At 43.2% G+C, this 25802-nt stretch carries 20 protein-coding genes; 5 read left to right on the top strand and 15 right to left on the bottom strand.

The window, feature by feature from the left end:
* Window positions 1-6: 6 nt before the first annotated feature.
* The 4 genes from ACI2JM_RS04065 to ACI2JM_RS04050 form a co-directional block, all read right to left on the bottom strand.
* A complete protein-coding gene (locus tag ACI2JM_RS04065) occupies window positions 7-1422 on the bottom strand; it encodes a serine hydrolase domain-containing protein (protein WP_404642311.1) in 1416 nt (471 codons plus the stop codon).
* Between the two features lie 262 nt (window positions 1423-1684).
* Window positions 1685-2227, bottom strand: coding sequence for a serine/threonine protein phosphatase (locus ACI2JM_RS04060; RefSeq protein WP_404642309.1), 543 nt, complete (start codon window positions 2225-2227; stop codon window positions 1685-1687).
* A gap of 176 nt (window positions 2228-2403) precedes the next feature.
* Entirely contained in the window at window positions 2404-3321 is a 918-nt protein-coding gene (locus tag ACI2JM_RS04055) for a MaoC family dehydratase (protein ID WP_198330652.1), read from the bottom strand.
* 348 nt (window positions 3322-3669) lie between these two features.
* Window positions 3670-5070 (bottom strand): 3-oxoacyl-ACP reductase, encoded by a 1401-nt coding sequence (locus tag ACI2JM_RS04050; RefSeq protein ID WP_404642307.1) that lies wholly within the window; start codon window positions 5068-5070, stop codon window positions 3670-3672.
* A gap of 577 nt (window positions 5071-5647) precedes the next feature.
* Here ACI2JM_RS04050 and ACI2JM_RS04045 point away from each other — a divergent pair.
* Both ACI2JM_RS04045 and ppk2 read left to right on the top strand, forming a co-directional pair.
* Window positions 5648-7177, top strand: a complete 1530-nt coding sequence (locus ACI2JM_RS04045) for an acetyl-CoA C-acetyltransferase (protein WP_404642305.1) — start codon at window positions 5648-5650, stop codon at window positions 7175-7177.
* A gap of 248 nt (window positions 7178-7425) precedes the next feature.
* The gene (gene ppk2, locus ACI2JM_RS04040) at window positions 7426-8439 is read left to right on the top strand and encodes a polyphosphate kinase 2 (RefSeq protein WP_228139068.1); all 1014 of its coding nucleotides are present in this window, start codon (window positions 7426-7428) and stop codon (window positions 8437-8439) included.
* A gap of 290 nt (window positions 8440-8729) precedes the next feature.
* Here ppk2 and ACI2JM_RS04035 read toward each other — a convergent pair whose 3' ends face one another.
* The 10 genes from ACI2JM_RS04035 to rsmG form a co-directional block, all read right to left on the bottom strand.
* A complete protein-coding gene (locus ACI2JM_RS04035; RefSeq protein WP_045446052.1) occupies window positions 8730-9077 on the bottom strand; it encodes a PilZ domain-containing protein in 348 nt (115 codons plus the stop codon).
* Between the two features lie 55 nt (window positions 9078-9132).
* Window positions 9133-10269 (bottom strand): DNA polymerase III subunit delta', encoded by a 1137-nt coding sequence (locus tag ACI2JM_RS04030; RefSeq protein WP_404642302.1) that lies wholly within the window; start codon window positions 10267-10269, stop codon window positions 9133-9135.
* An 84-nt stretch (window positions 10270-10353) separates the two neighbouring features.
* The gene (kdsB, locus tag ACI2JM_RS04025) at window positions 10354-11166 is read right to left on the bottom strand and encodes a 3-deoxy-manno-octulosonate cytidylyltransferase (protein WP_404642300.1); all 813 of its coding nucleotides are present in this window, start codon (window positions 11164-11166) and stop codon (window positions 10354-10356) included.
* A gap of 37 nt (window positions 11167-11203) precedes the next feature.
* On the bottom strand, window positions 11204-12343 hold the full coding sequence (gene lpxK / locus ACI2JM_RS04020; RefSeq protein ID WP_404642298.1) for a tetraacyldisaccharide 4'-kinase: 1140 nt from the start codon (window positions 12341-12343) through the stop codon (window positions 11204-11206).
* A gap of 85 nt (window positions 12344-12428) precedes the next feature.
* Complete coding sequence (msbA, locus tag ACI2JM_RS04015; RefSeq protein WP_404642296.1) at window positions 12429-14216, bottom strand: lipid A export permease/ATP-binding protein MsbA; 1788 nt, start codon at window positions 14214-14216, stop codon at window positions 12429-12431.
* Window positions 14217-14310: 94 nt separating this feature from the next.
* Complete coding sequence (locus tag ACI2JM_RS04010) at window positions 14311-14742, bottom strand: biopolymer transporter ExbD (protein ID WP_025651795.1); 432 nt, start codon at window positions 14740-14742, stop codon at window positions 14311-14313.
* A gap of 86 nt (window positions 14743-14828) precedes the next feature.
* On the bottom strand, window positions 14829-15563 hold the full coding sequence (locus ACI2JM_RS04005; RefSeq protein WP_193009334.1) for a MotA/TolQ/ExbB proton channel family protein: 735 nt from the start codon (window positions 15561-15563) through the stop codon (window positions 14829-14831).
* 139 nt (window positions 15564-15702) lie between these two features.
* Window positions 15703-16848, bottom strand: a complete 1146-nt coding sequence (locus ACI2JM_RS04000; RefSeq protein WP_404642293.1) for a ParB/RepB/Spo0J family partition protein — start codon at window positions 16846-16848, stop codon at window positions 15703-15705.
* A gap of 141 nt (window positions 16849-16989) precedes the next feature.
* Entirely contained in the window at window positions 16990-17769 is a 780-nt protein-coding gene (locus ACI2JM_RS03995; RefSeq protein WP_404642291.1) for a ParA family protein, read from the bottom strand.
* A gap of 225 nt (window positions 17770-17994) precedes the next feature.
* Window positions 17995-18711, bottom strand: coding sequence for a 16S rRNA (guanine(527)-N(7))-methyltransferase RsmG (gene rsmG / locus ACI2JM_RS03990; RefSeq protein WP_404642289.1), 717 nt, complete (start codon window positions 18709-18711; stop codon window positions 17995-17997).
* A 362-nt stretch (window positions 18712-19073) separates the two neighbouring features.
* Between rsmG and ACI2JM_RS03985 the strand changes: the two genes are divergently transcribed.
* The 3 genes from ACI2JM_RS03985 to ACI2JM_RS03975 all read left to right on the top strand — a co-directional run bounded on the left by ACI2JM_RS03985 (window position 19074) and on the right by ACI2JM_RS03975 (window position 23937).
* A complete protein-coding gene (locus ACI2JM_RS03985) occupies window positions 19074-21917 on the top strand; it encodes an AAA family ATPase (RefSeq protein WP_404642287.1) in 2844 nt (947 codons plus the stop codon).
* A 165-nt stretch (window positions 21918-22082) separates the two neighbouring features.
* Window positions 22083-23201, top strand: a complete 1119-nt coding sequence (locus tag ACI2JM_RS03980) for a helix-turn-helix transcriptional regulator (RefSeq protein ID WP_404642285.1) — start codon at window positions 22083-22085, stop codon at window positions 23199-23201.
* Between the two features lie 88 nt (window positions 23202-23289).
* Window positions 23290-23937: a TerD family protein gene (locus ACI2JM_RS03975; protein ID WP_045452128.1), complete on the top strand. Its 648-nt coding sequence runs from the start codon at window positions 23290-23292 to the stop codon at window positions 23935-23937.
* A gap of 113 nt (window positions 23938-24050) precedes the next feature.
* On the opposite strand, the gene ACI2JM_RS03970 is transcribed toward ACI2JM_RS03975, so the two are convergent.
* Window positions 24051-25034 carry an ion transporter gene (locus ACI2JM_RS03970; protein ID WP_087814355.1) on the bottom strand — a complete coding sequence of 328 codons (984 nt, stop codon included), beginning with the start codon at window positions 25032-25034 and terminating at the stop codon, window positions 24051-24053.
* Between the last annotated feature and the right edge of the window lie 768 nt (window positions 25035-25802).

Raw genomic sequence — 25802 nt, 5'->3', positions numbered from 1 at the left:
AGCTATCTAGCGTTTTGAAAGCTCTGAATCGACTAAGTTAAGTACCGCTTCCGTTAGTGCAAACTGACGGACATCATTCAGCATCGTGGTGTCAAAATTATGAATAAAGGCAAATGACAACTGACGCTCTGGGTCACACCAAGCCACCGAACCGTTATAGCCCATATGTCCAAATCCTTGCTTGTTTGCATCAACTTTTTCATTGTCTGTATGCTGACAAAGACTAAATAACCGATGATAACCCAAGCGCCAATCCATGTTTGCTGGCATAACAGCATCTAGCCCTGTGACTTGCAGTTTGGATAGTTGCTCAAAAGTGGCGCTATTAATAAACGTGTGTCCTTGCCATGTTCCGCCATTGGCTAACATGGCATAGATGGTCGCCAATGCCTGAGCTGAAGCGACACCATTTGCTGCTGGAATAATGGCCTGTAGTGTCTCACGACTGTGATAATCGATCGCTTGTTTGCCAGCAGGTATGAGTGCTGCCTTATAATTTTTTAGATTAAGCTGACTGCTATTGAAATACAAACGATTAATATGAGCCGTGTCTAATATCGGTAAAGTGTTTTGCTCATCATCTGAACTTAGGTCTACCGCTTTGCCATCCATTAAAGCTTGCTGCTGCCAACAAGTGTAGCTAGGCAGACTAGTATAAGTACGTAAAGTACTTTGTGAGTCGGCTTTTAGGGTTGGCTTATGACGTTTATTACGCAGTTGTGAACCAGCCTCATTTGATATTTCGAAGTCTTTGGCGAGTCTTGCTACTTGGTTGACTTTATTCTCTGGTACACCAAAATAGCAACTATCAGAAATACCTAAAGGCTCAGTGAGATAATGGCGCAATGCCTCAGCTAAAGACATTTCAGTAACGGCTTCTATCAGACCGCCCAACACCCAACCATAGACCAGAGCACTATAAGCGCTGTCATATAGCTCGCCATGGTCTGGTGCTGTGATTGGCATCGCGGCAACTTTATTGAGCATTTGATCCCAATCAAGCAAAGCTTCGCTATCCACATCGATACTCTGAATTGAGAATAAGTTGGCTTGATGCGACATCACGCTACGTAGCGTAATATTCCCTTTATTCTGTGCAGAAAATGCGGGCCAATAATGGGCAATAGGCTGGTCATAATCAAGCATCTGCTGCGAAACCAATATATGTACAAGCGTCGCCAATACACCTTTACCCGTCGAAAAGTTAATCGCCAAAGTATCAGGCTGCCATGACATCTCTGGACGTGCCATCCCCACACTCGCCTGTGCAATGCATTCTCCTGCCAGATAGACAACCACGGCACCACCAGCTGGTGCATCATCAAGCTGTAAGTCGGTGAGTATTTGCTGCAAACGTTGTTGCAACGTTATATTTATCTGATGATCAAAAATCTGCGTGGTTTTATTATTATTATCAATCATGGCTACCCTGCTCCATTTCTATAAAACAGCTAAACGGTAAAAAACTATTTAGCCCTTAATATTAAGTGTTCATATGATAAAAAATACATTATTTGCTAAGGCGTAACTGTTCAATATCTCAATATTAGCAATTTATCTTTTCGTTTGCTTAGGGCATATCCTCATTTTTAAAATAACAACGCGCCTTAATAAAAAAGGCAACCTAGTGGTCGCCTCTCTGTCATGCAATACTGCTCAATAATACGTTGTCACCTTTATGGTCTTAGCGCGGTACCAACAGACGATTATGAACTTCTTGCTCAAGCTTCGTTAAGCCATGACTGCGCCCACGTTCCATAGCGGTGTCCATTTTACGTCCACGTAGCCATCCTGCGCGTAGCGCCATTGCGGCACCCACTCTATTGCCTGAGCCACAATGCACTGCTGTTTTTTTGCCATGATGTTGACGCAATATATTATCAAATGCCAATATATTAAGCTGCTTTAAGTCTGCAGCACCGTTAATAGGCAGATGCTCATAGTGCATGCCAGCTCGCTCGACCGCTGCGGCTTCATCAAAGCTCAATTCATCATCTGGCTGTAAGTTAATCACTAACTCAACCCCAGCTTTCGCTAAGGCAACCACTTTTTCGTCATTGAGTGCACCGCATACAATGGTAGTGTCATCAGGACGAAAATAAGGCTCAAGAATAGTACTAAGATCAACATCATTGTCTAAAACGCTATTGCCAGCATTCGATACTGTGTCAATAGCTACTGAATGATTCAGTTGATCTGAGTTTGGTACGGCGGTGTGTGAAGTCATAATTATAAATTTGTTCGTTATATTTACTATGGTCAATTCCAGTTAAAATAAGTACAAAGCAACCGCGTGTCGATGTATAAGCAATACTTCAAGCAAGGTTAACGCTATTACTTTTCTATCACGAATCGACCATATTGAGATATTTTTTAGCTAAATGACAGTCGTTCTACTGGCTTTTACTCATTGCCACTCTGTAATTTAACCGTACCTGCCAAATGCGGCTTGTCATTTTTAGAGCTAAATAAGCCAAACTCACAGGTATCGTCTGTGTCTTCAAGTGCAGCCACCGGATCAGCGATCAGCTCTACTTCGGCAGGCAAAAAGATAGGCAGTTTAAATGACACATCAACCGTACAAGCATCCGGCAACTCGTCCATCATAGCAAGGCATTTGGCCTTTGACCACATGCCGTGAGCAATCGCTTTAGGAAAGCCAAACGCACGCGCAGATAATGGATGGAGATGAATGAGGTTAAAGTCACCTGAAACAAAAGCATAACGACGACCGATATCTTCTGGCACTTCAAAGATACTATGCACGCCTTCTGGGTTGACTGATGGCTTGACCGTTATTGGACGTGGAGTGCTTTTTTTGTCTTTGCTGCTGATTGGTTTTTTGCTGCGTGACAGATACGTCGAAGTACCTTCCCAAATCACCTTATCTTCTGACTTGACCGTCGTCACAAAATCAAACTGCTGACCCTGAGCATGGTCACGCAAATTATCAAAGGTGACTGACATAGCAACCGTTTCACGCTCACCGATAGGACGATACTGAGTCACACTATTATCGACGTGCACTAGACCCAACATAGCAAATGGAAATGGCTCTTTGACCATCATATTCATTTGCAGCGTTTGAGACAGCACTGAAAAGTAAGTAATAGGTACTTTGCCATTATCTGCAAAACCACAAATTTTACGATAATCGTTTAAGTTACTTTGGTCAATGTGCAAATCGTCCACATAGTAAGTCGCTTGCGGCAATTGGTCTTTGCTAATTTTGCCATTATTACCAATAGGCAATAAACTTTTAACGATATTGGCATAGGTCGTATGCGCTTTCGGCAACGCATCATAATGTTTGTCTGACATAATAAATCCTAAGTGGGGCTTGAGCAAATTTTCTTGGTGTATCTAAAGATGCTATGACATTATTGGTTACAGCCTATCATTGAGCAATGCCACCAGTATTATGCCTAAATTAGGCACAATTCATAGGCGTGGTTTTAGACAATGTAAGCAACTCTCACAGCAAAAAACAATTTGGCTACTGGTTCTCTGTGTTTTTATCATAAAAAAGCCACCCTTGGGCAGCTTTATTACGATTTATGAGCAATTTTTTCGTAAGCATATGTGAGGAAAATTAAAAATAATGATTAATATCAGCTATTTATCATTATCTACACTTACTTATAATTGACACTTACTTATAAAGTGATATTAAGCCCCCAATAAGCTTTGACCACAAACGCGAACGATGTTGCCATTTAAGCCACCAGAAGCAGGTGATGCAAACCATGCGATGGTCTCAGCCACGTCTACTGGCAAGCCGCCTTGGCTCATAGAGTTCATACGGCGACCCGCTTCACGAATAGCAAATGGAATAGCTTCGGTCATTTGCGTTTCAATAAACCCTGGAGCAACGGCGTTAATCGTCATGCCTTTGGCGTTGTCTTCTAACTGCTTGGCAGTGGCATTAACCAAACCAATCACCCCTGCTTTAGAGGTAGCATAGTTGGTTTGACCCAAGTTGCCAGCGATACCTGAAATCGATGACACACAAACGATACGTGCATTGTCTTTTAATACATCGTTGTCTAGTAAATAGCGGTTCAGCCTAGCAATACTACCTAGGTTAATATCGATAACCATGTCCCACTTTTTCTCGTCCATGTTTGCCAATGTCTTATCACGAGTGACGCCAGCATTATGGATGATTGAATCTAAGCCGCCACGCTTTTGTGCAGCTTCGGCGATTTGTTTGCCAGCGTCATCACTGGTGATGTCGACGGTCAATACTGAGCCACTAATTTCGCTAGCGACTTTTTGTAGGTCTGCTTGCTGCTGCGGTACATCAAGGCAGATAACGTGAGCGCCTTCGCGAGCCAAAACGCGAGCAATTGCTTCACCAATACCGCGGCTTGCGCCAGTTACCAGCATGGTTTTACCGCCAAGAGGCTGTGTCCAATCGACATCAACGTTACTACCCTTACTAACGCGTACGACTTGTCCTGAGACATAAGCTGAACGAGCGGAGGTGAAAAAGCGCAAAGTCGAATCTAGATTTTGCTCTGCGCCGTCTTCCACATAAATAAGCTGTGCAGTAATACCGCGTTTGAACTCTTTACCGACAGACTTTACAAAGCCTTCAAGCGCACGCTGAGCCAAAGCTGTATCAATGTCAGTTATATTTTCTGGTGGGCGACCAATAATAATGACGCGACCAGACTTTTCTACACGACGAGCCACAGTATGGAAGAACTCATACACTTCTTTTAATTGATCGGCATTGCTAATATTGCTGGCATCAAATAACAAAACTTTAAATTTATCATCGCCGCCCGTATTGGCTTTTGCTTCCACGCCTGCATCAGCAAGGGCATCTTTGATATCATCACTGCTGTTTACATAAACATCAGCATGTACGTCTGACAAAATTCGAGCAATAGACTCACTGACGCTTTTATCATCGCCATTAGCACGACCAACCAATACGCTACCACGTACTAAAGGCTCACCGCTTTCGAAGCGATCAAGGGTAACAGGTAACGGTAAACCCAAATTTTTGGCCACTTTTTTGCCAATAGAAGACTGAACAAAATCACCATAACGGTCTGACATAATATAATCCCTATAACGAACGGTTAGAATAATAGTAATAAATGTAATGTGCCTATTATATAGACTCAATAACCTCATAATTATTGATATTTAGTAAATGAGTCTAAAGCTGGCCTAACTATACACTGCCATCTTAAACAAGTCCAAAAACCGATAATGTCTACAACAATCTGTAAACAACTCAGTATACAAGACGGTCACTTTTTCTGGATTTAAAAATCACCACATTGTGCTAAAATCAGACCTATAAGTTATAGCAAATGCAATTATCGATAACAATATATTATCAAATCTATCGTTATGCAATGCCAATAATCGATACTAGCCAGTCTACGAAAGTCATATTGATGTCTTTCAAAGCTGATACCGACCTTAGATAAGCGTCACATAGTTTGCCAAAGATATACAGTAAGGTCGTAAAAACGTCTTATCATAAACAGTTATGCGGCGTAATAAGTGATAATATTTGCTTCTTGTTTATTTTCGATTATTGAATTTTTTAATATAATCATTTTTATTATTAGCTTTACTATTGTTACCCTCTTTTCTTCTGCCCATATTTTTTAAGGATAATATTATGAGTAATAAAAACAATCACCCTGATAGCCCTGTTGTTGAAAGCACAGTCGTAAAAGCCACTACCCCAAAATCTACTGATAATAAATCAGACAGCGCCAAAACAGAAAAAGCTAAAAACACGACAGCTACAGATACGTCTAATAAAGAGTCTTCTAGCACCACAGAAGCAAATGATAAATCACCAGCTTCTACTACGAAAAAGCCAGCATCTGCTGCCAAAAAAACCAGCAAAACCAAAGCCGTTGCTGGTCAAAATCGTGTGGCTATCCTAGGTGGCAACCGTATTCCGTTTGCACGCTCGAACGGTTCATACGCTGACGTTAGCAACACCGACATGTTGACAGCTGCATTAGATGGCTTGATTGAACGCTATAATCTACAAGACGAAGTGTTGGGTGAAGTGGTGTCTGGTGCCGTCATGAAACTAAGCCGTGACATCAACCTAACTCGCGAAGCCACGCTTAACACAGCACTCAACCCACATACGCCAACTTACGATATCTCACAAGCTTGCGGTACTGGCTTGCAAGCGACTTTTGCTTCTGCCAATAAAATCGCACTGGGTCTTATCGATTCAGCAATTACTGGCGGCGTAGACACGACCTCTGATGCACCGATCGCGATTGGTGATGGTCTACGTAAAGTACTAATTAAACTGGGCGCGGCTAAAGACAACAAACAACGCCTAAAAGCGCTAATGGGTCTAAATCCAAAAGACTTAATCGATTCACCACAAAACGGTGAACCACGCACTGGTCTATCAATGGGCGACCATCAAGCCATCACCACACTTGAGTGGAATATCAGCCGCGAAGCACAAGATGAGCTTGCTTTTAACAGTCATCAAAACCTAGCGCGCGCTTATGATGAAGGATTCTTTGACGACCTAATCACTCCATACAAAGGTCTGACGCGCGATAACAACTTGCGCCCTGATACCACTTTGGAAAAACTGGCTAAATTAAAGCCTGTGTTTGGTAAAAAGAACGCCAACCCAACGATGACAGCAGCCAACTCTACACCGTTAACGGATGGTGCCTCTTGTGTCCTATTGGGAACCGATGAGTGGGCAAAAGAGCGTGGTCTTAAGCCATTGGCGTATATCGTTCATCAAGAAACGGCTGCCGTTGATTTCATTGGTAAATCTGGCACCACAGAAGGCCTATTAATGGCACCTGCTTATGCCGTACCGCGTATGCTTGAGCGTGCAGGTCTAACACTACAAGATTTCGATTTTTATGAAATCCATGAAGCCTTTGCATCACAAGTGTTATCAACACTAGCTGCTTGGGAAGATGAAAAATTCTGTGAAGAGCGTCTAGGACTAGATGCACCATTAGGCTCTATCGATCGTAGCAAGCTGAACGTTAATGGCTCGTCGTTAGCTGCGGGTCATCCATTTGCCGCAACGGGTGGTCGTATCCTAGCCACTGCAGCGAAGCTATTGGATCAAAAAGGCTCAGGTCGTGCACTAATCTCTATCTGTGCAGCTGGTGGTCAGGGCGTGACTTGTATCTTAGAGAAATAACTCTTTGACTGCTATTATTTGATTGGTATTATTAGTCAATAGTTAGCATAAGTACTTTAAAGCACTCTTTAATCGATGGATTAGAGGGTGCTTTTTTATGCCCATTCACTACTCAAAACTGGATGTTAGTCACGGTCTTGCTAACAACACAATAATGAAACGTAGCCAACGCATAGCTCTATCGGTAGTTATGCTAAAGTAAGAGGATAACCAATAAAAATCATAACAACACTGATTAGGAGTTTTTTATGGGCAAGATACCTTCGTCCATCAATCCCAAATCCCTTACGCCACAAGAGCGTCAGGAACTTAGCTCACCTGAGCAACACAGTTTTATCGAACGTATGGATAAGGAGGTTTTTAATGATCAGTTGCGTCGTAAGATGCACGAAGACCTCATCGATACTTATGATGAAGAGTTAGAAAACGAGATAGATGATTATGTGCGTGACTTTCGTTTTGATGGGCGCGAAATGAGTGAGCAAGAAAGACTTGATCGTCGTATGTACTTTCAAGAGTTGGTAAGGCTACAGCGCGAGCTTATTAAGTTGCAAGACTGGGTCGTTGATCGCGGTGAGCGTATCGTCGTCATATTTGAAGGTCGTGACTCGGCGGGTAAAGGTGGCGCTATCAAGCGTATCACGCAGCGCTTAAATCCTCGTGTGTGTCGAGTGGCTGCCCTACCTGCACCGACAGAACGTGAGCAATCACAATGGTATTTTCAGCGTTATGTCGCCCATTTGCCTGCTGCTGGTGAAATTGTTCTGTTTGACCGCAGTTGGTATAACCGTGTGGGGGTTGAGCGTGTGATGGGTTTTTGTACCGATGCACAGTATGAAGAATTTTTTCAGTCGGTGCCTGAGTTTGAACGTATGTTAGTACGCTCAGGTATTCGCTTGGTGAAGTATTGGTTTTCGATCACTGATGATGAGCAGCATTCACGCTTTATGAGCCGTATTCATGACCCGCTCAAGCAATGGAAGCTCTCAGCCATGGACTTACAGTCACGCCGCCGTTGGGAAGACTATACCAAGGCTAAAGAGACCATGTTTGAGCGAACGCATATTCCTGAAGCACCTTGGTGGGTGGTTGAAGGTAACAATAAAAAACGCGCAAGGCTAAACTGTATTGCTCATCTACTCGAACAAATCCCTTATAAGGAAGTGCCACGTGATGAGGTAGAATTACCCGATCGTAAACGTGATGACGAATACTACCGTGAGCCTATTCCAGATGATATGTATGTGCCACCGCGTTATTAAAAGATATGCTGGCTTTACTTAGGGTATGTCCTCAATTTAATCGATTGTCCTCTAAATGGGCTAAATTTTGCCAAACATCGTCAAATAGCTTATTGATATCTCGATATTATTTGCATTACCTTTATTCTTTGACGGCAATTTTTATCACCATTTTTAAAATGAAGACACGCCCTAGTCTTATGCTCATAAAAAAAGCCGCCTTATCGATATATAAGGTGGCTTTTTTTATACTGTTTATTTAATAATAGTCGTCTAATACTTATCAAAACCATTACAAGTACAATGAATAATTACATGGTATACGTGGACTGCAAACCATCTATTTTACCCGCCAATAATCGCTCAACTTCATTTTTAATTCTTTGACCTGCAATATCAGTTCCAATCTGTACCGCAAAACCTGCCGGTCGACCACCTTGCGTTTTGGCGTTAATCCAGACCACTTTGCCATTCATAGGCAAACGCTCGCTAGAATTGGGTAAAGTGATGGCGATAAATACCTCGTTACCTAGCTGCTGAGCGTCATTGGATGGTACAAATAATGCGCCATTACTGACAAAGGACAAGTAGCTGGCATATAACATTTCGATATTTTCAATGTGGCAGGTTAATATCCCGCCGCGTCCTGGCATGGCCATAGTCAGCTTCCTTCATTAAGTTTGGTATTTTTATTTGCTATCAAGGCAGATTTTCTTATAAACAAGCCAATTCTTGCATTAGCTTATCATAGGCAAATTTTTCTTGCACATTTTGTTGCAGAGCGATTTTTGTCTGCTGTAAGCTATTAGAAAAAAGTGCGAGGCCATTATTATCAGGTGGATACTTTTCTAAGGCAGCGGATAGATTGACGTCTTTTTGAAGCTCATTCAGCCCTAAGCAAACACGGCGCATATCAAGTAGCATCAGCTCAGACAGCTGAATAAATTCTGTGATACTCAGTTGGTTTTGCCAATAGTCACTGGCTGCCACACTACTACGTTTACCACTACGCAATGCCTGCCACGTCGTCAACCATAATGCACGTTTGCTATACCATGGCGCTTGTGCCATGGCTATCGCTGCCAAAGGTGCGCCATTTGCCAATTGGATAAGCTGCTCAATCGCAGCCGTTCCGACCGCTTCACGATTGACCGTAGAGCCAAGTGCCTGTGTCACATAGTCAACGGCGATTACAGGCTGAATGGTCTGTAATGGCAACTGCTGCACCCGACTTTTAATGGTGGGCAGTAATTGTGCTGGAGTATCGCTGATCAAAAATAAATGGACTTGAGCTTGTGGTTCTTCCAAGGTTTTGAGTAGCGCGTTGGCTGCGGCAATCGTCATTTTCTCTGCATGCTCTAACACACAGATACGCATCCCTTGACCACCTTGGTAGATAAAAGGCTGCAAGTTACGGATATCATCCACTTTAATCTTAAGAGCACTGTTATTGGCTGTTTTGGGTGATTTTTTATCCTTTGCAGCGTTACTTAATTTCTCTTTATTATCAGCATTGTCTGCACTGATTGGCATACTGATCAGTGGCAATACCTGTAAGCTTGGATGCGTGCCAGACCTTAGCCATTGGCAACTTTCACACGCGCCGCAAGCCCCTGTGGGATGGCTATCACGCTCACGGCATAACAACCAAGCGACCAAACGCCATACAAAAGCCCGTTTGCCCATACCTTGCATACCAGCAGCTAATAGTGCATGTGGCAAAGATTGCTGTGATGTCAAAACTCGCTTGGTCAATTGCGACCACAGATTTTGCTGCCATGGCAATAACGCGGCAAAATATATGTGGTCTGTGCTATCCATTGTGCCTGTATTTTGCGTCTTATCACTCATAGCTAACGTCCTATCACTTCGCTTGATTATTCAGGATATAGCGTGTTCATGACGCTTTAGATGAAATATTTTTGCTTAGGCTATTTATCCAGTGGGGCTCTGAAATTCACTCAAGCTCATCGCATTTAAGCGGTCTAAATCTTCTTGGGTATCGACCCCTGCAGGTAGCTGACAAGCGGCAACTGCAATAGCAATCTGCGATCCGTTTTCTAAAACGCGTAACTGCTCTAGGCTCTCAAGTCTCTCAAGTGGCGTTTGCGGCCAATGCACAAACTGCTGTAATAAACGGACGCGATAAGCATATAACCCTAAATGACGATAAGCATTTTTTGGTGGGTTTCTATGATCGCCATCGGACAATACGACATCACGGTCGCAAGGAATGGGTGCTCGGCTAAAATAAAGCGCACGTTGCAAGTCATTAGCGTTTTGACTGACAACCTTAACCACTGATGGACGCATAAAGGTCTCATAGTCATCGATAGGCTCACACAAAGTCGCCATCACGCTATCACTGTCTGCGACCAAAAGCGCCTTTACCTGCTCCAATAATAACGGTGGTACTAACGGTTCATCGCCTTGCATGTTGACCACGATATCATGGTCAGCCCACCCTTTGATGGCGGCAACTTCTGCCAAACGGTCAGTGCCTGAAGCATGCTCGCTACTGGTCATCACCACATCAAACCTTGCATCCATGCATATCTTGGCAATATCGTCATCATCCGTGGCAATACACATATCATCAGCGAAGTGCGCTGTTTGCGCCTTTTCAGCAACCCAAAGAATCATCGGCTTACCATGTATCTCTAGTAATGGCTTGCCAGGCAGCCGCGTGCTCTTAAAACGAGCAGGGATAACAATGTGAGTTTTGGCGGGCATAATCACTGACGACATGGGGTTTCCTATAGCAATTTTTATACGGTTTAAAGCATCATCTATTATTTGCTTTAGTATTATTATTGGTACTGTTATTGTTTTCGATATCAATACCTAGCTTTTTTAGCTGCTGCTGCAGATTATCATAACAGCTGTCAGAGAGTTCGGCGGTTACTGGCAGTACCCATAGTCTGTTTATCAGCGTTTGATATTCATTATTCAGCGCTTTATCAGTAGTGGCTTTCGACAGCAACGCTCTCATTTTTACCGCATCTTTACTGGTTACTACGATTGGATATTCGGTATACTGTAACAATTCCGCCAAGTCAAAATCATAATGATCAGGATAAGCATGTCCAACAACATTGAAGCCAAGCGAATTTAAAGTATCAAAAAACCGCTGCGGATAACCAATACCGCTCACCGCATGTACTTTATGGCCCTTTTTAGGCGCATCAATTTGAGAATAAGATAAAGTAGGTTGCCATAAGAGTTGCAGAGCATTAGCCTCTAGATGCATCGTCAAACGATGGGCTCGATACAGATTGCTATTATTTTTATTCTTGTCCACTGAATCTGTTGTTAGTGGTTCATGGTAGATGACAGTTGCACCCTGCAACCGCGACATGGGTTCACGTAAAAACCCTGTTGGCAGGAGTTGCTGATTACCAAAGCCTCGTGCTGAATCGACCACAATCCATTCAATGTCACGTTGCAGTGCATAATGCTGCAAGCCATCGTCGGCAATAATAAATTGCAAGTCAGGATGAGCAGCTAACAAGGTTATAATCGCTTGCTTACGATCAGGACATACTGCCATGGGTGCATTTGTCATATTGACAATCAAACAAGGCTCATCCCCTACCACGTTGGGCAAACTGGCGGCATCGACCAAAGCGGGCATTTGACTGGTGTCGCCACCGTAACCACGGCTGATAACCCCTACCTTTATTCCTCGTTCTTGTAGATAATCAACCAAGGCAATAATCAATGGTGTTTTGCCACTACCGCCCACGCTAATATTGCCGATCACCATAACGGGAACAGGCGCGTGATAACTTGCTAACAGCCCAGCTTTATAAGCTTGACGACGCAGCGTGGTGATAAGTCCGTACAACCAACTAATAGGTAGCAATAGCCATAGCCAAGCGGCTTGACGTTGCCAGGCACGCGTCACTGTCGTTTCAATACTCATGATAATTGACCACTTACCTATTCAGCTAAACTTTAACTTAGCACGATTTGAACGTCAAAGCTGCTCAAAGAATAGTCCAATAATTTTATTCAAAGTCACGTTCATACATTTGCGCATAATGACCTTGCAATTGCATAAGCTCATCGTGCGTGCCCAACTCGACGATTTGACCGCTGTCTAACACGGCGATACGATCGGCTGATTCAATGGTGGTCAGTCGATGTGCAATAACTAACGTGGTACGATCTTTCATCACATTATCAAGCGCTTGCTGAATGTAATACTCTGATTCATTGTCTAACGCACTGGTTGCTTCATCTAAAATTAAAATCGGCGCGTCTTTTAATAGCGCACGAGCAATCGATAAGCGCTGACGCTGCCCGCCAGACAGCTGCAAACCTTCAGCACCGATTTCACTTTGATAGCCGTTTGGCATTTTCATAATAAAATCATGAGCAAAGGCATCTTTTGCGGCGCGCTCAACCTCAGCCTGGGTTTTATTGGCTAAGCCACCATAAGCAATATTGTTAAATACCGTGGTATTGAACAGAACTACTTGTTGATTGACCATCGCAATCTGCGCCCGTAAGCTCTCAAGCTTAATGTCTTCAATCGGTATACCATCCAAGGTAATTTGCCCAGAAGAGGTCGATAAGGTGCGCGTCAATAAATTTACTAAAGAGGATTTACCAGCACCACTTCGCCCTACCAATGCAACCGTCTCACCCGCTCTTACATCTAACGTAAAGTCACGCAAAGCGACCGTTGAATCAGGATAAACCAGACTGACATTGTCCAGCTTGATTTCGCCCGTCAGAGCAGGGCTAAGCACACCAGTATCTGTTTCTTCTGGCTCATCTAACAAGGCAAAAATAGACTCACCTGCCGCGATACCTTTTTGCAGTTTTTGATTGATGTCAGTCAATGAGCGTACCGGCTTGCTGAGCAAACCTGCAGCCGCGATATATGAGATAAACTCACCCGCTGAGATATTGTCTATCACCGATGGGCGTAGTGCGAGCCACACCACAACTGACATGGCTATAGCCATTAGCAGCTGTACTGCTGGCGTATTGATACTGTTGGTTACCACGACCTTCATGCCTTGGCGTAAGTTCTTTTTCGATGTTTTATCGAAGCGTGCGGCTTCGTATGCTTGACCACCATAGTTTTTGACAACCTGATAGCCACCAATCACTTCATTGGTAATATGGCTGACATCACCCATCGTCTCTTGAATACCCTTAGACAACTTTAGATAACGCTTTGAGGCGATGCGAATAAGCCACAATATTGGCGGTAGTACAACGAATAAAATCAACGTCAAACGCCAATTGCTATAAAGCAAGAAACCTATCAAGGCGACGACTGTCAGACCATCACGCAGTAGCGTCTTCATAGAGTCTGTACTAGCGGCGGTGACTTGCTCAACATCAAATATCAGCTTGGATGAAATGGTACCAGCAGGATTGGCTAAGTAAAAAGAGCTTGGCAGACGAAGCAATTTATTAAAGACTTCCACTCGCAGCTCATATACCAAATTACGTGAGACCAGAGCAGAATAATAATTACCCAAAAAGCTACCAACACCGCGGACAAAAAACAGACCAATGATTAATAATGGAAATAAATCCTGTTTGCTTTGATCGTTCTGATTAATGGCATCGGTAATGTATTGAAGTAATTTGGCAATCCAAATCTCTGTCGCCGCATTAATTGCAAAGCCCAAAACAGTAAGCATTAATGCCCACCAGTATGGTTTTAAATAACTCAACAAACGCAGCAAGGTCTTATGTTTAGGTATGTTTGACGGCTCTGCTGATAGTTTTTTAGCAGCAGTTTTTGCAGAGTCAGGTTGATATGCTTGGCTCATAAAAGCCTCAATTTGGGGGTCATCATATGAATGGACTGCGTTAAAATCACAGTTTTATAAGAGCATCTATCAATGGCATTAAAGTAGCTATAGGCTACTGCGGTAACGGCTGACCAAGTGGCACGACCGTACTGATATTAAGATTCAAAAATCCCAGTTTACCCGCAATATCCATCACTCGCACAACCGATTGATGGGTGGCATTGGCATCCGCAGCAATAACAAATAGCATGTCACGATTACTACCAGCTTCTTGTTGTAGCATACTGGTCAACTCTGCCTCATTGCTACTAGCAAGCGTAATACCGTTCACCAGATAACTGCCATCTTCTTGTACCGCCACTTCGATACTGTTTTTCTCTTCTGTCAGCGCGACACCTTCAGCTTCAGGAAGAATAATATTTAAACGACTAAAATGATTAAACGACGTTGCCAGCAGCAAAAACACAATCAAAAACAACAAGCAATCAATCATCGGGGTCAAGTTAATTTCGAGCGGCTCAACAGTCGGTTTTCTAAAGCGCATATCACTCTCTTTAATTTACTGAATACTCATGTGCTTGATGGATTATTATAGCGTGTTGAACAGTCACAAATACTAAGAAATAAATGCTAAGAAGTGACAGCAACACCATTATTTGAGCTTAATCCATCCACTGCATACTCATTATCTACAACGTCAGCCGATGGCGCACGATGTGCAGGCACATTCAATCCAGCAGTAGATGTATTTTCTAGCAAATGATAATCATACAACTCTTGAATCATGAGTCCCGCTTGCGTCTCAAATTGGGCATTAATATCGATAATACGGCGCTGAAAATAACGATAGGCAACCAGTGCTGGAATAGCCACGATCATACCAGCAGCAGTCGTAATCAACGCTTGTGACACACCAGCAGCAAGCATCGTTGGGTCTTGCATCGCCCCATCGGTAATCGCCAAAAACGACGAAATAATACCTAACACCGTGCCTAACAACCCCAGTAGTGGCGCAATCGCCCCTATGGTCCCAAGCATATTGATATTTTTTTCTAACTGATGCACTTGTACGCTAGCGCGGTTTTGCATATGCATCGTCATCGAGTCTAAGCCATATTGACGATACAGCAGCCCTGTCGCTAAAATATCTCCCAAAGGTGTTTTTTCTTTGACATTCATCAACTGTGTACGACCAATATCCCCATTCTCACGTAAGCGCGTGATTAGCTGTTCGCGCAATCTACTCGGAGCAACTTTATTAAACTGTAAGGTATGACTACGCTCGATGATGATAACCAATGCCAATATTGAGCACACCACGATAGGTGTCATCAACCAACCACCCGCTTTTACCAACTCCCACATATTGACTCTCTTTTATATTTTTATAAAAATAGCGGCTATCAAAATATCTTAAATATCTTAAATATCTTAAATATCTTAAATATCTTAAATATCTTAAATATCTTAAATATACAGTATCATGACAAACTTGTTAGCGATATCAAGCCTGTGCTTCTATGTGCTTAATCAAAGCTGCTAACTGATCTTGGTTATGGAAAAATATCTCAACACTACCTTGACCATCTTTTTTGTGTTTGAGTTTGACTTCAGCCCCTAACATATCTATCAGTCTTTGCGTTAAGCGCTCAACCTCACGAGATTGCGTTTGCTCAGCACGATTGGCTTTAGGCGCAGGTTGCAAGATCGATTTAACCAACTTTTCAGCGTCGCGTACCGTCATACCGCCGTCGATAATTTTTTGCGCGATAATCGGCTGCTGCTCAGAGGATAATGCCAAAAGCGTGCGCGCATGCCCCATATCTAGGGCGCTATTTGCTAAATGATCTTTGACTGTATCATGCAGCTGATTGAGGCGCAGCAGGTTTGATACGGTGGTGCGTGCCTTGCCAACGACTTCGGCAATCATCGCATGACTCATACCAAATTCAGTATGAAAACGTTGTAATGCGGCGGCCTGTTCAATCACAGACAAATCTTCACGCTGGATATTTTCAATCAAGGCCAGTGCGATGGCAAGCTCATCAGATAAAGCACGTTCAATCGCTGGAATGACAGATTTTCCTGCCATTTTTGCCGCACGCCAGCGACGCTCACCAGCAATGATCTCATGAGTAACGAATGCTTCACTCTTGTCTTCATTGGCCAATAACGGACGGATAACGATCGGTTGCATGACGCCATGCTGCTCAATCGAAGACGCCAGCTCTGCAAGCGCCGTTTCACTCATATCACGGCGTGGCTGATACTTACCCGCTTGCAAACGCGTGACATCTATTTGCACCAAGCTGATCTGGTCTTCAGAGGCAATGGCATCTGTTCCATTAACACGACTCTTATTAACCGTACCTTTATTTATCGTGCGCGGCGACCGTGTGGTTCGACTGCTGGCAGTGGTGTCAGAGGCAATAGGTTTGGTCGTTGGTTTTTCACTGGTCTCATTATCATCAGATTGAGCAGGCGTGCTAATATTTAATCTATCAGCGTTTAGCGTTTCAGCTGGCAAAGTACTCTCACGCGCTACCATATCGTCTTGCAAGGCAGAGGCGGTGATTTGCTTTTCTTTTTTGATTGACCCCAATAAGGCATCTAAGCCTCGATTGGCAGCCAACCCTCTTTTCTTCGCCATGATTACCTATCCTCTAACGCTAAAATAAAAGCCAAATAATTATTAATACAGCTTACTCATTACTTATAAATACGATATTCAATGTTCAATATCTGTTTGCATGCTTTTGCTTGCAGTGTATCGTTGGCACTAAAAAAAATATTAGTCACTTTGTTTCATGACTTCAGCCGCCAATTTTTGATAAGCGCGCGCACCTTTTGACCATCTCTCGTAAGCCATAACTGGCAAACCATGTGCTGGCGCTTCTGCCAAGCGAATATTTCTTGGAATATGAGTTTTATACATAATATCGCCAAAGTGCGCTTCTAGCTCGGCAGAGACATCACGAGCCAGTGTATTGCGTGCATCAAATAATGTTCTCACTACACCACGAATGTATAGCTTCGGATTCAATTCCGTCAAGCGCTCTATCGTCTGCGACAAATCAGCCAAGCCTTCTAATGCATAGTATTCACACTGCATGGGAATAATAACGCTATCTGTAGCAACTAACGCATTAATCGTCAGCAAATTCAAGCTGGGTGCACAGTCTATAACCACATAATCGTAAGCAGGTTTTTTAGCAGCTATCTGATCATTAACCAAAGCCACCATTGCTGTTTTAAACAGCTCATGACTATTGGTCTTGTTCATTAGGGTGATATCCATGCCAGCCAAATCACGATTGGCGCCGATCACATCAAACCCCGCCGGACTAGTAACAATAGCATCAGACAGCGACACCCCGTCCAATAATACGTCCGCTATTGTCAGTGCTAATTCATTCTTATCGACACCCGTACCACTGGTCGCATTACCCTGTGGGTCTAAGTCAATCAGCAGTACATGCTTGCGCTTCGCAGCCAAGCTGGCGGTCAAATTTACTGCCGTCGTGGTTTTGCCCACGCCGCCTTTTTGATTCGCAATTGCTATGATTTCCATACACTCACTCAATTTAATTAGGGTCTATTACTGTTATTTTACTTTTGGCTTACACAATCAATTTTTCGCTAAACTTTGCATAGCATCATACTTATAAGCGTAAACAATACGAGTATCTCTATACAATTAGCACGATTTATATCACCATATTTTGAATATCTTGCCATTCAAATATCAACAAAACCATGTGTCACCGACATGTATCACTTAAAAGGTGTTCATAGCTTAGACATTTTTATAGGACAATTCAATTAAATGACGACTATCATGTAAACGAGGCACTTTAAGCTTAATCGTCTTAATATGCCAGTCATTGTCTAGTGCTTGTAGTTCTTCATCGCTTGGCGCTTTGCCTTTCATCGCCCATAGGTAACCGTTATCTGCTAAGCGCGGCTGAGCCACTTCGACAAAATCGATCAAACTGGCAAAGGCTCTAGAAGTCACAACGTCATAGCTGGCTTCATGCGCCTCGATACGAGAAGCAATTGGCTGCATATTATTCAAGCCAAGCTCACTGCTGATTTGCTTAATAAAACGAATTTTTTTCTGATTACTATCAAGTGCGGTGCATTGACGCTCTGGCTGACAAATCGCAATGATAACCGCTGGCATCCCTGCTCCTGTGCCAATATCTAACAGTGACCCTGACGGTAAATGCGTTATAATAGCCAAACAATCAATTATATGTTTGATCAATGCCTCTTCTGGATCAGTAATGGCGGTCAGATTATACGCTTTATTCCACAACAAAAGCTGGTCTAAGTACAATAATAATGTGCGCTGCTGCGTCTCACTCAAGGATAACTTGAGCTCATTGACCGCTTGTGCCAAGGTATTCGCCAGCGCTGGCAACTGTGCGCCAAGCTTTACAAAGCCAGTCGGATCAATACGGATATTGCCCGTGTTAGCAGAGGATGAAGATGTTTTAGTAAAGTCTGACATACAACGAGTTATCCAGTTTTGACATGTGAACCGTCTATTTTATCATGCAGTCTGCCCATTGAATAGTTGCAGATTGCGCCAATGTGAGACATCTTATACTATCTGAGCCTATATTGAGGCGTTATTGTTCTTTAATCGCGTTAAATGGATGATGAATGATTGCTTATATAGGCGTTTTTAACAAAGCCTGCTAATGATACAAAACGGCTTTTAATGATTTATTTAAAATACCGTTTTATCTTGTAAGATGTTTTTATGAACGATGCAAATTAACTAGAAAAAACTAAGTATTAGCACTCATTAGTAAACTTAATAGCACTTAATAACCACGCCACTTTCCACAAACGATATAATTTATACCTATGACCAAACAGCCACACATCCCTACCTCTCAATTATCAAGAGACGCTAATAAAAAAGACGCTAATAATATGGCAACACCCATCATTGAATTAAAAAGTACCAAATCAGCAACACCGAATACACCGCATCCATGCTTTATTGATATCAAGCAGCGCTGCCTAGTCACCGCTGAGCAATTAAAGCGCTATAGCGACCCTGATGAATTGCCCTCGGATACCCGCACGGCACCAGATCTAGACGTTGGCTTTGGTCAACAGCGTGCACTAAAAGCCTTACAAACAGCTTTAGATATCAAAGCCAGTGGCTATCATGTGTTTGCTGCTGGTGAAAATGGCTTGGGCAAACGCACCGTCATCAGCCGCTTGCTAACGCGTATTGCCACCGATGCACCCACACCTGACGACTGGGTATATGTGCATAATTTCACCGATCCACGTACCCCTTTAGCGCTGCGACTACCTGCGGGGCAAGCCTCCTTATTGCAGCAGCAAGTCAATCAATTATGGCAACAAGCCAAAAAACGATTGAGCCAACGCTTTCGTAGTGACCAATATCAAAGCAAAATCGAAGCCATCAAAAATGACACGCATCAAAAAGAAAGTCAGGCTTATGATGTGCTCAATGCGGAAGGCAAACAATATGATTTGGCGTTGACGTTTCGCTCCTTTGATAATAAAGCGGTGTTTGTACATCCCAGTCAACTCGCGACAGAAACTAGTGGTGGTGATGATAAATTATCTGCTAGCCATAAAAATAAATCCGTGAGCGATAATAGTAGCAAAGCGAGCATTTCTAACACCGAGTATAACGATCCTACGAATGCAGAGCAGGATAAAAACAATACTGAATACGGCAATAGTGAATACGAAGCTGAGTTAAATAACTTTGTCCAAAAAAACCATATGCAAAAACGTTTAAGTCAGTTGACCATCGCGTTAGAGCAGTTAGAGGACGAAGCCAATGATGCGATAGAAGCCCTGCATCGCAATATTGCACGTCGTGCACTGCAACCGTTATTTGCCCCTGTTTATGAGCAATTTGCCAGTCACCCATTGGTCATTGATTATCTCAAGACCGTATTTGCCGACATGGTTACGCATGTCGAGCGCATCGTCAATGGCGATGACGAAGAGTTTGTAACGGCAGTTTTGGCCACAACCCCAAGTCGCTATGCGGTCAACGTCATTGTCAGCCACACGCCGGACGACGGTGCACCCGTCATCTTTGAGGACTTGCCAACGCATTTGAACTTATTGGGTCATGTCGAGCAAATCACCCAATTGGGCACGGTCACCACTGATGTCAGTATGATTCGAGCAGGTGCTCTGCACCGTGCCAATGGTGGTTATTTACTATTAGAAGCGAGTCACTTACTTGAGCATCCGTATGCTTGGCAGGGTCTCAAGCGCGCGCTACAATCACGCAAAATCAAACTCTCAAGCCTTGAACAAATGCTGACCTTAACAGGCAGCTTATCGTTAGCACCTGCCCCCATTGACCTTGATGTTAAAGTGATTTTGCTTGGTGAAGCAGACTTATATTATGAGCTGTTAGAGCTTGAGCCTGAGTTTGATGCGGTCTTTAAAGTACGTGCGGATTTTCACGATGATGTGCCTCGCAGCAGTGAGCACGAATTGGCGTTAGTCGCAAAAATGGCTGATATCATTGACTATGCCAATCTCTATCCGTTTGATCGTAGCGCGCAAGCTGCCCTACTTGAGCATTTAAGCTTACAAGCAGAAGACCAAGACCGCTTAAGCTTGCACAGTGATTTATTAATCAAGCTATTGCATGAGTCTAACCGCCACGCGCATTTAAGCGGAAAAAACATTGTCAATGCCTATCATGTCACACAAGCCATCGATGATATGGACGAGCGTTCAGGATACCTGCGTGACCTCTATTGGGATGAGCTAAAAAACGGTCAGCAGCTTATTCAAACTCAAGGCAGCGCTGTCGGACAAGTCAATGCGCTGACAGTGGTCAGTTATGCCGATAGCGAGTTTGGTATGCCCGCCCGCCTGACTGCCGTCATTCAACCAAATATTGGTACGGGTGAAATTCTCGATATCGAGCGTGACGTGGATTTGGGCGGTAGTTTACACGCCAAAGGCATGCTGATTATGACCAGCTATTTGCGCGCATTATTCAGCCAACATCATGCGCTCAACTTTAGCGCCTCGCTCGCTTTTGAACAAAGCTACGCCCATATCGATGGCGATAGTGCTACCGTCAGCGAAGGCTGTGCGCTGCTATCTGCCTTAGCAAACGTCCCGATTGATCAATCATTTGCCATTACTGGCTCTATGAACCAATTGGGCGAAGTGCAAGCGGTTGGCGGTATCAACTCTAAAATCGCCGGATTCTTTGATGCATGCCGCGAGCAAGAATTGACTGGGCAGCAAGGCGTGGTCATTCCAATGGCCAATGTCAAACAGCTCATGCTGCGTGACGACATCATTGCTGCCGTCAAAGCGAACGAATTTCATATTTATGGTGTCTATACACTGAGCGAAGCATTGACGCTGATGACTGGTTTGCCTATCGATACCATGAACAAGAAAGGTCGCTATCGTAAAGACACGTTGTTTGGCAAAGTTTTAAGTCGTCTGATGTTATGGGATGAAAATCAAGATAACAATGACGATGGTATTGATGATAAAAAGTCCAAAAAGAAAGATAAAAAAAAGCAAAAAGCAAAACGTCAAAAAAAACGGGACAAGAGAAAAAAAGAAAAATGTAAAGACAAGGCGGAGCACAAAGAAGTCATTATCAATGAGGATCAAGGCATCAATCAAGGTATCGATAACAATGCCACTAAAACGCCCATTGACGCCATATAAGCTAATTTATAGTGAAATTTAGCCGTGTCAAAACCAATCAATAAATCAGTGTGCTAATTGAAGACATGCCCTAGACGCTATGATGCTTTTCTGCGATGATGAATGGTTAATACTCCGCTAAGCTATACAAAAGCCAACTCGTAATTTCATAAAGGTTATCGCTTAATGACTGTACATTCTACTGACGCCGACCACTCTCATGCTCAAACGAACTCTGTTGAGCAAGCTAATACTGTAGCGGCAGCGGACAGTCATGTCTCAGAAGATAACAATGATAATCGCCATGGCGCGGCGACGACAGCGCGCCAGTGGCAAGTACTATCGCAACTACAGCGCAACCGCTGGGTGGGCACAACCCATATCTACGAGCAGCTGATGATGGCAGGCTTTGACATCAGCCTGCGCACTGTTCAACGCGACTTAAATGCGCTGGCAAAACGCTTTCCCATAGAGAAAAACAATGCCAACCCACAAGGCTGGCGCTGGCGTGATGATGCACCACTCCAAAGCTTACCGCACATGAACCTATCGCAAGCAGTCGCCTTTAATATGGTTGAAGCCAATCTAACTCAGCTACTACCACCTGTTATTTTAGATGAATTATTCCCGTGGTTTGACTTGGCAAGGCGGCAGCTAAAAAACAGTAAAGTCACCCATTCGTGGATCGACAGAGTGCGTATCGAGCCTGCCACTCAGCCACTAATCGCGCCGCATATTGACTTGGATAGCAAAGACAATATTTACCATGCGCTATTTTATCAATTACAAATCAAAGCCAGCTATACCCGCAGCAATAAATCACAAGCCAGTGAATATCTTTTGAATCCTATAGCTATTATCCAGCGCGGTGTGATTATTTATCTGCTGGCAACTCGTACTGATGATCCAAACTTTACCATTCGTACATTTGCCCTACATCGATTTGCTAGCGTTGACATTCTCGAAAGCGCCGCACAAACACCTGAGAGTTTCCAACTCGATACTTATTTGGATGCGGGTGGTATGGGCTTTACCCACCCCTTATTCGGTGAGCTGCCTAATCATGGCAAAAACACCGCTATTGAGCTACAATTCACCAAACAAGCGGGCAAAAGCCTGACTGAAAGCAAGCTCAGTGACGATCAAACTGTTACGTTGGATGATGACACGCTGACTATTCAAGCCACTGTCAACCTAACTTCACAACTGGTTTGGTGGTTGCGTGGTTTTGGCAATGGTTTATTAAATGCCAAACCAGAATTGTTACATCAAGCCGTATTGGATAAGTTTTTTGATCATAAATAACAACTGCGAGTAATGATGCTCAAATTTAACCGTATTCAGACGATTACCACTATTTAAAAATGAAGAACGAAAGTAGATAAGGAATGTTATGCCGACCACTGCCTCATTGCCATTACTGTCAGACAGTTTAAGAGGACTGGGCTTAGACGCGGGAACCTTATTTTTTGCGCTAAACTATGAATTTACCAAGATTGAGCCAAAAGGCATGTTTAAGCGCTTTAAAAAAAACCAGAGCGCTATTGATATTGATTTGGCTTGCGTACTATATGACGACAATTGCACCATCAGTGATATCGTGTGGTTCAAACAATTGCGCGATAAAGCGGAATCAGTGAAACATCAAGGCGACAGTCTCAATGGCAAAGATCGCGGCGAACAAGCGATGTATTTGGCACCTCTTGACCAAGAGCAAATCAGGCTTTACTTAGATAAAATCCCAGCACATATCACCCACATTGCTATGATAGCCAACTCTTACCACGGTCATCCGTTTTCAAGAGTCAAAAAAGGCGAGATTCATCTAAGCGATGATGAAGGCAATCGATGCTTTGAAGTCAATCTAAAGCAACTGCCACGTGATTGCACGACGCTTTGGGTGGCACATTTACGCCGAGAAGTGGATGATTGGCATCTCACACTGCAAAACTTACCCCTTCCTGCCGAAGATTTAGCAACGGCGGCGCAGCAAGTCGCCCATGAATTGGCACGTGCGCTACCCATTCCACAAGCTATCTAAATACCATAAACTATCCTTTTATTGCTAATAAAAAGGGTGCAACGTTCTGATAACGTTGCACCCTTTTCTTACATATCCATTTTTTGAAACCTAAAATAATTACTATAAAAGACTTACAGTGGCTCACCGCAATGTGGGCAAAAGTTCTTTTGTCGTTCTTCCACTTCTCTTTCGCGGCGCTCAAGCTCTTGTTCGCGTAATACCTGTAATACGATATTTTGCGCCTGCTCTTTATCCAGTCCCAGCTCACGGCGAATTTTATCGATCATCATCTGATTTTTCACCAAATCAAAATCACTATCAATCAACTGTGCTCGAAAATCCTGTTCAAGCTCTTCACGGCGCTGAGCAAGCTCATTTGCCAAACCAGTCGCTAAAATACCTGCAGGTAATGCCGCCAGACCCACACCTAATATGGTAATAACCGCACCCAATATTTTACCCGCATTGGTAATCGGCGTGACATCACCATAGCCCACCGTCGTTAGCGTCACTACCGCCCACCACATCGCTTTAGGTATCGACTCAAATTCTTCTGGCTGGGCGTGGTTTTCAACCAAGTAAATGCCGCTAGATGCCGTCACAATCATAATTATTAAAATAAAAATAACCGCTTGGAACGAGCCTTTTTCTTTGCTGATGACCACCAATAAGATGCGTAACGAAGCAAAATAGCGTGTCAGTTTGAGAATTCGGAATAAACGTAAAATACGTAAGAAGCGTAAATCAATCGTAACAAAGAAATTCAAGAAAGCTGGCGCAATGGCAACTAAATCAATCAACGCAGAAGGACTTTTCAGCCACTCCCAGCGCTGACGCCAAGTAGTGTCATCTGGTTTTTCCTCGGCCACACTCCACAAACGCAGCAAATACTCAATAGAAAACACCACGATAGAGAAATTTTCAAACCAAGTAAAATACTCCTGATAAGGGTAATACCAACTATCAACCGACTCAGCAATGACCGCTGCTACATTGGTCATGATTAAAAATATTAAAAAGTAGTCAACGCAACGGCTAAACAGCGTATCGTGCTCATCATTTTGCAGAATATCGTAAACGAAAAGACGCAAGCGCCGTATAGATTGGAATAGCATGCCGTCCCTATGCGGTGAAACACCGGTCTTATATTAATATAATAAAGCAGTCATCACAGAATATGACATTAATGCTCGGTCACCATCAGTATTTCATACCTATCACTACTTGACGATGTAATGCTCTTAAAGCATTACTAGTGATAGGACTGGCTTATTTAGTATGAATCATGATCGGTGATTATACTAAATTTAAATAATACATGTAGGCAAACAAAATTAGCACCAGCACAATGGCGATGATAGCGAAGCGTAAGAATCGTTCGTCAGCGCGTAATTGCTCACTGATATCTTGAGCAGGCAGCAAAAATAAGTTGCATTCAGGACAGCAAGAGTCCATCCGATCTAATATCGTTACAGAACGTGCGTTTGTGCAGCGTAGAGGAGAATTACTACAATAGCCAAGCATAATATATTACCCCTCTTTTCCCACTCTCATTATTCATTCGAAAAGTAATGAGACTATCATTACCGACTCTAAGCTTTTGACATTTTAATATTCTGAAAATATCAGCGAGAGTTTAGCATCATTGACTATCGACCAAATTCTAACGCCGTACCTCTGTATAACATCAGCATGACAGAATCTAAGTCCTGCCTCACAAATGCTAACTGTTCTAAGTAATTTTTAATTACCTCGACAAATATACCTTTTACGATAAATTTATGCCATAAAAGCCATTAATATGCGTTTAAAACCTTACAGTAAATATGGTTTTGTATTATAATGGCGTTGTAATGTTACAGGTTAGTCAATAATCATAACAT

It is taken from the genome of Psychrobacter sp. NPDC064578, assembly GCF_044901245.1.
In the GTDB taxonomy this organism is placed as follows: domain Bacteria; phylum Pseudomonadota; class Gammaproteobacteria; order Pseudomonadales; family Moraxellaceae; genus Psychrobacter; species Psychrobacter cibarius_C.
The sequence above is the reverse complement of the archived record's forward strand: the minus strand, read 5'-3'. Positions and strand labels throughout refer to the sequence as shown.

Bases quoted from the DNA above. Each gene is read 5' to 3' on its own strand.
- ACI2JM_RS04065 (WP_404642311.1), bottom strand. From the start codon at position 1,422: ATGATTGATAATAATAATAAAACCACGCAGATTTTTGATCATCAGATA.
- ACI2JM_RS04060 (WP_404642309.1), bottom strand. From the start codon at position 2,227: ATGACTTCACACACCGCCGTACCAAACTCAGATCAACTGAATCATTCA.
- ACI2JM_RS04055 (WP_198330652.1), bottom strand. From the start codon at position 3,321: ATGTCAGACAAACATTATGATGCGTTGCCGAAAGCGCATACGACCTAT.
- ACI2JM_RS04050 (WP_404642307.1), bottom strand. From the start codon at position 5,070: ATGTCAGACCGTTATGGTGATTTTGTTCAGTCTTCTATTGGCAAAAAA.
- ACI2JM_RS04045 (WP_404642305.1), top strand. From the start codon at position 5,648: ATGAGTAATAAAAACAATCACCCTGATAGCCCTGTTGTTGAAAGCACA.
- ppk2 (WP_228139068.1), top strand. From the start codon at position 7,426: ATGGGCAAGATACCTTCGTCCATCAATCCCAAATCCCTTACGCCACAA.
- ACI2JM_RS04035 (WP_045446052.1), bottom strand. From the start codon at position 9,077: ATGGCCATGCCAGGACGCGGCGGGATATTAACCTGCCACATTGAAAAT.
- ACI2JM_RS04030 (WP_404642302.1), bottom strand. From the start codon at position 10,269: ATGAGTGATAAGACGCAAAATACAGGCACAATGGATAGCACAGACCAC.
- kdsB (WP_404642300.1), bottom strand. From the start codon at position 11,166: ATGTCGTCAGTGATTATGCCCGCCAAAACTCACATTGTTATCCCTGCT.
- lpxK (WP_404642298.1), bottom strand. From the start codon at position 12,343: ATGAGTATTGAAACGACAGTGACGCGTGCCTGGCAACGTCAAGCCGCT.
- msbA (WP_404642296.1), bottom strand. From the start codon at position 14,216: ATGAGCCAAGCATATCAACCTGACTCTGCAAAAACTGCTGCTAAAAAA.
- ACI2JM_RS04010 (WP_025651795.1), bottom strand. From the start codon at position 14,742: ATGCGCTTTAGAAAACCGACTGTTGAGCCGCTCGAAATTAACTTGACC.
- ACI2JM_RS04005 (WP_193009334.1), bottom strand. From the start codon at position 15,563: ATGTGGGAGTTGGTAAAAGCGGGTGGTTGGTTGATGACACCTATCGTG.
- ACI2JM_RS04000 (WP_404642293.1), bottom strand. From the start codon at position 16,848: ATGGCGAAGAAAAGAGGGTTGGCTGCCAATCGAGGCTTAGATGCCTTA.
- ACI2JM_RS03995 (WP_404642291.1), bottom strand. From the start codon at position 17,769: ATGGAAATCATAGCAATTGCGAATCAAAAAGGCGGCGTGGGCAAAACC.
- rsmG (WP_404642289.1), bottom strand. From the start codon at position 18,711: ATGTCAGACTTTACTAAAACATCTTCATCCTCTGCTAACACGGGCAAT.
- ACI2JM_RS03985 (WP_404642287.1), top strand. From the start codon at position 19,074: ATGACCAAACAGCCACACATCCCTACCTCTCAATTATCAAGAGACGCT.
- ACI2JM_RS03980 (WP_404642285.1), top strand. From the start codon at position 22,083: ATGACTGTACATTCTACTGACGCCGACCACTCTCATGCTCAAACGAAC.
- ACI2JM_RS03975 (WP_045452128.1), top strand. From the start codon at position 23,290: ATGCCGACCACTGCCTCATTGCCATTACTGTCAGACAGTTTAAGAGGA.
- ACI2JM_RS03970 (WP_087814355.1), bottom strand. From the start codon at position 25,034: ATGCTATTCCAATCTATACGGCGCTTGCGTCTTTTCGTTTACGATATT.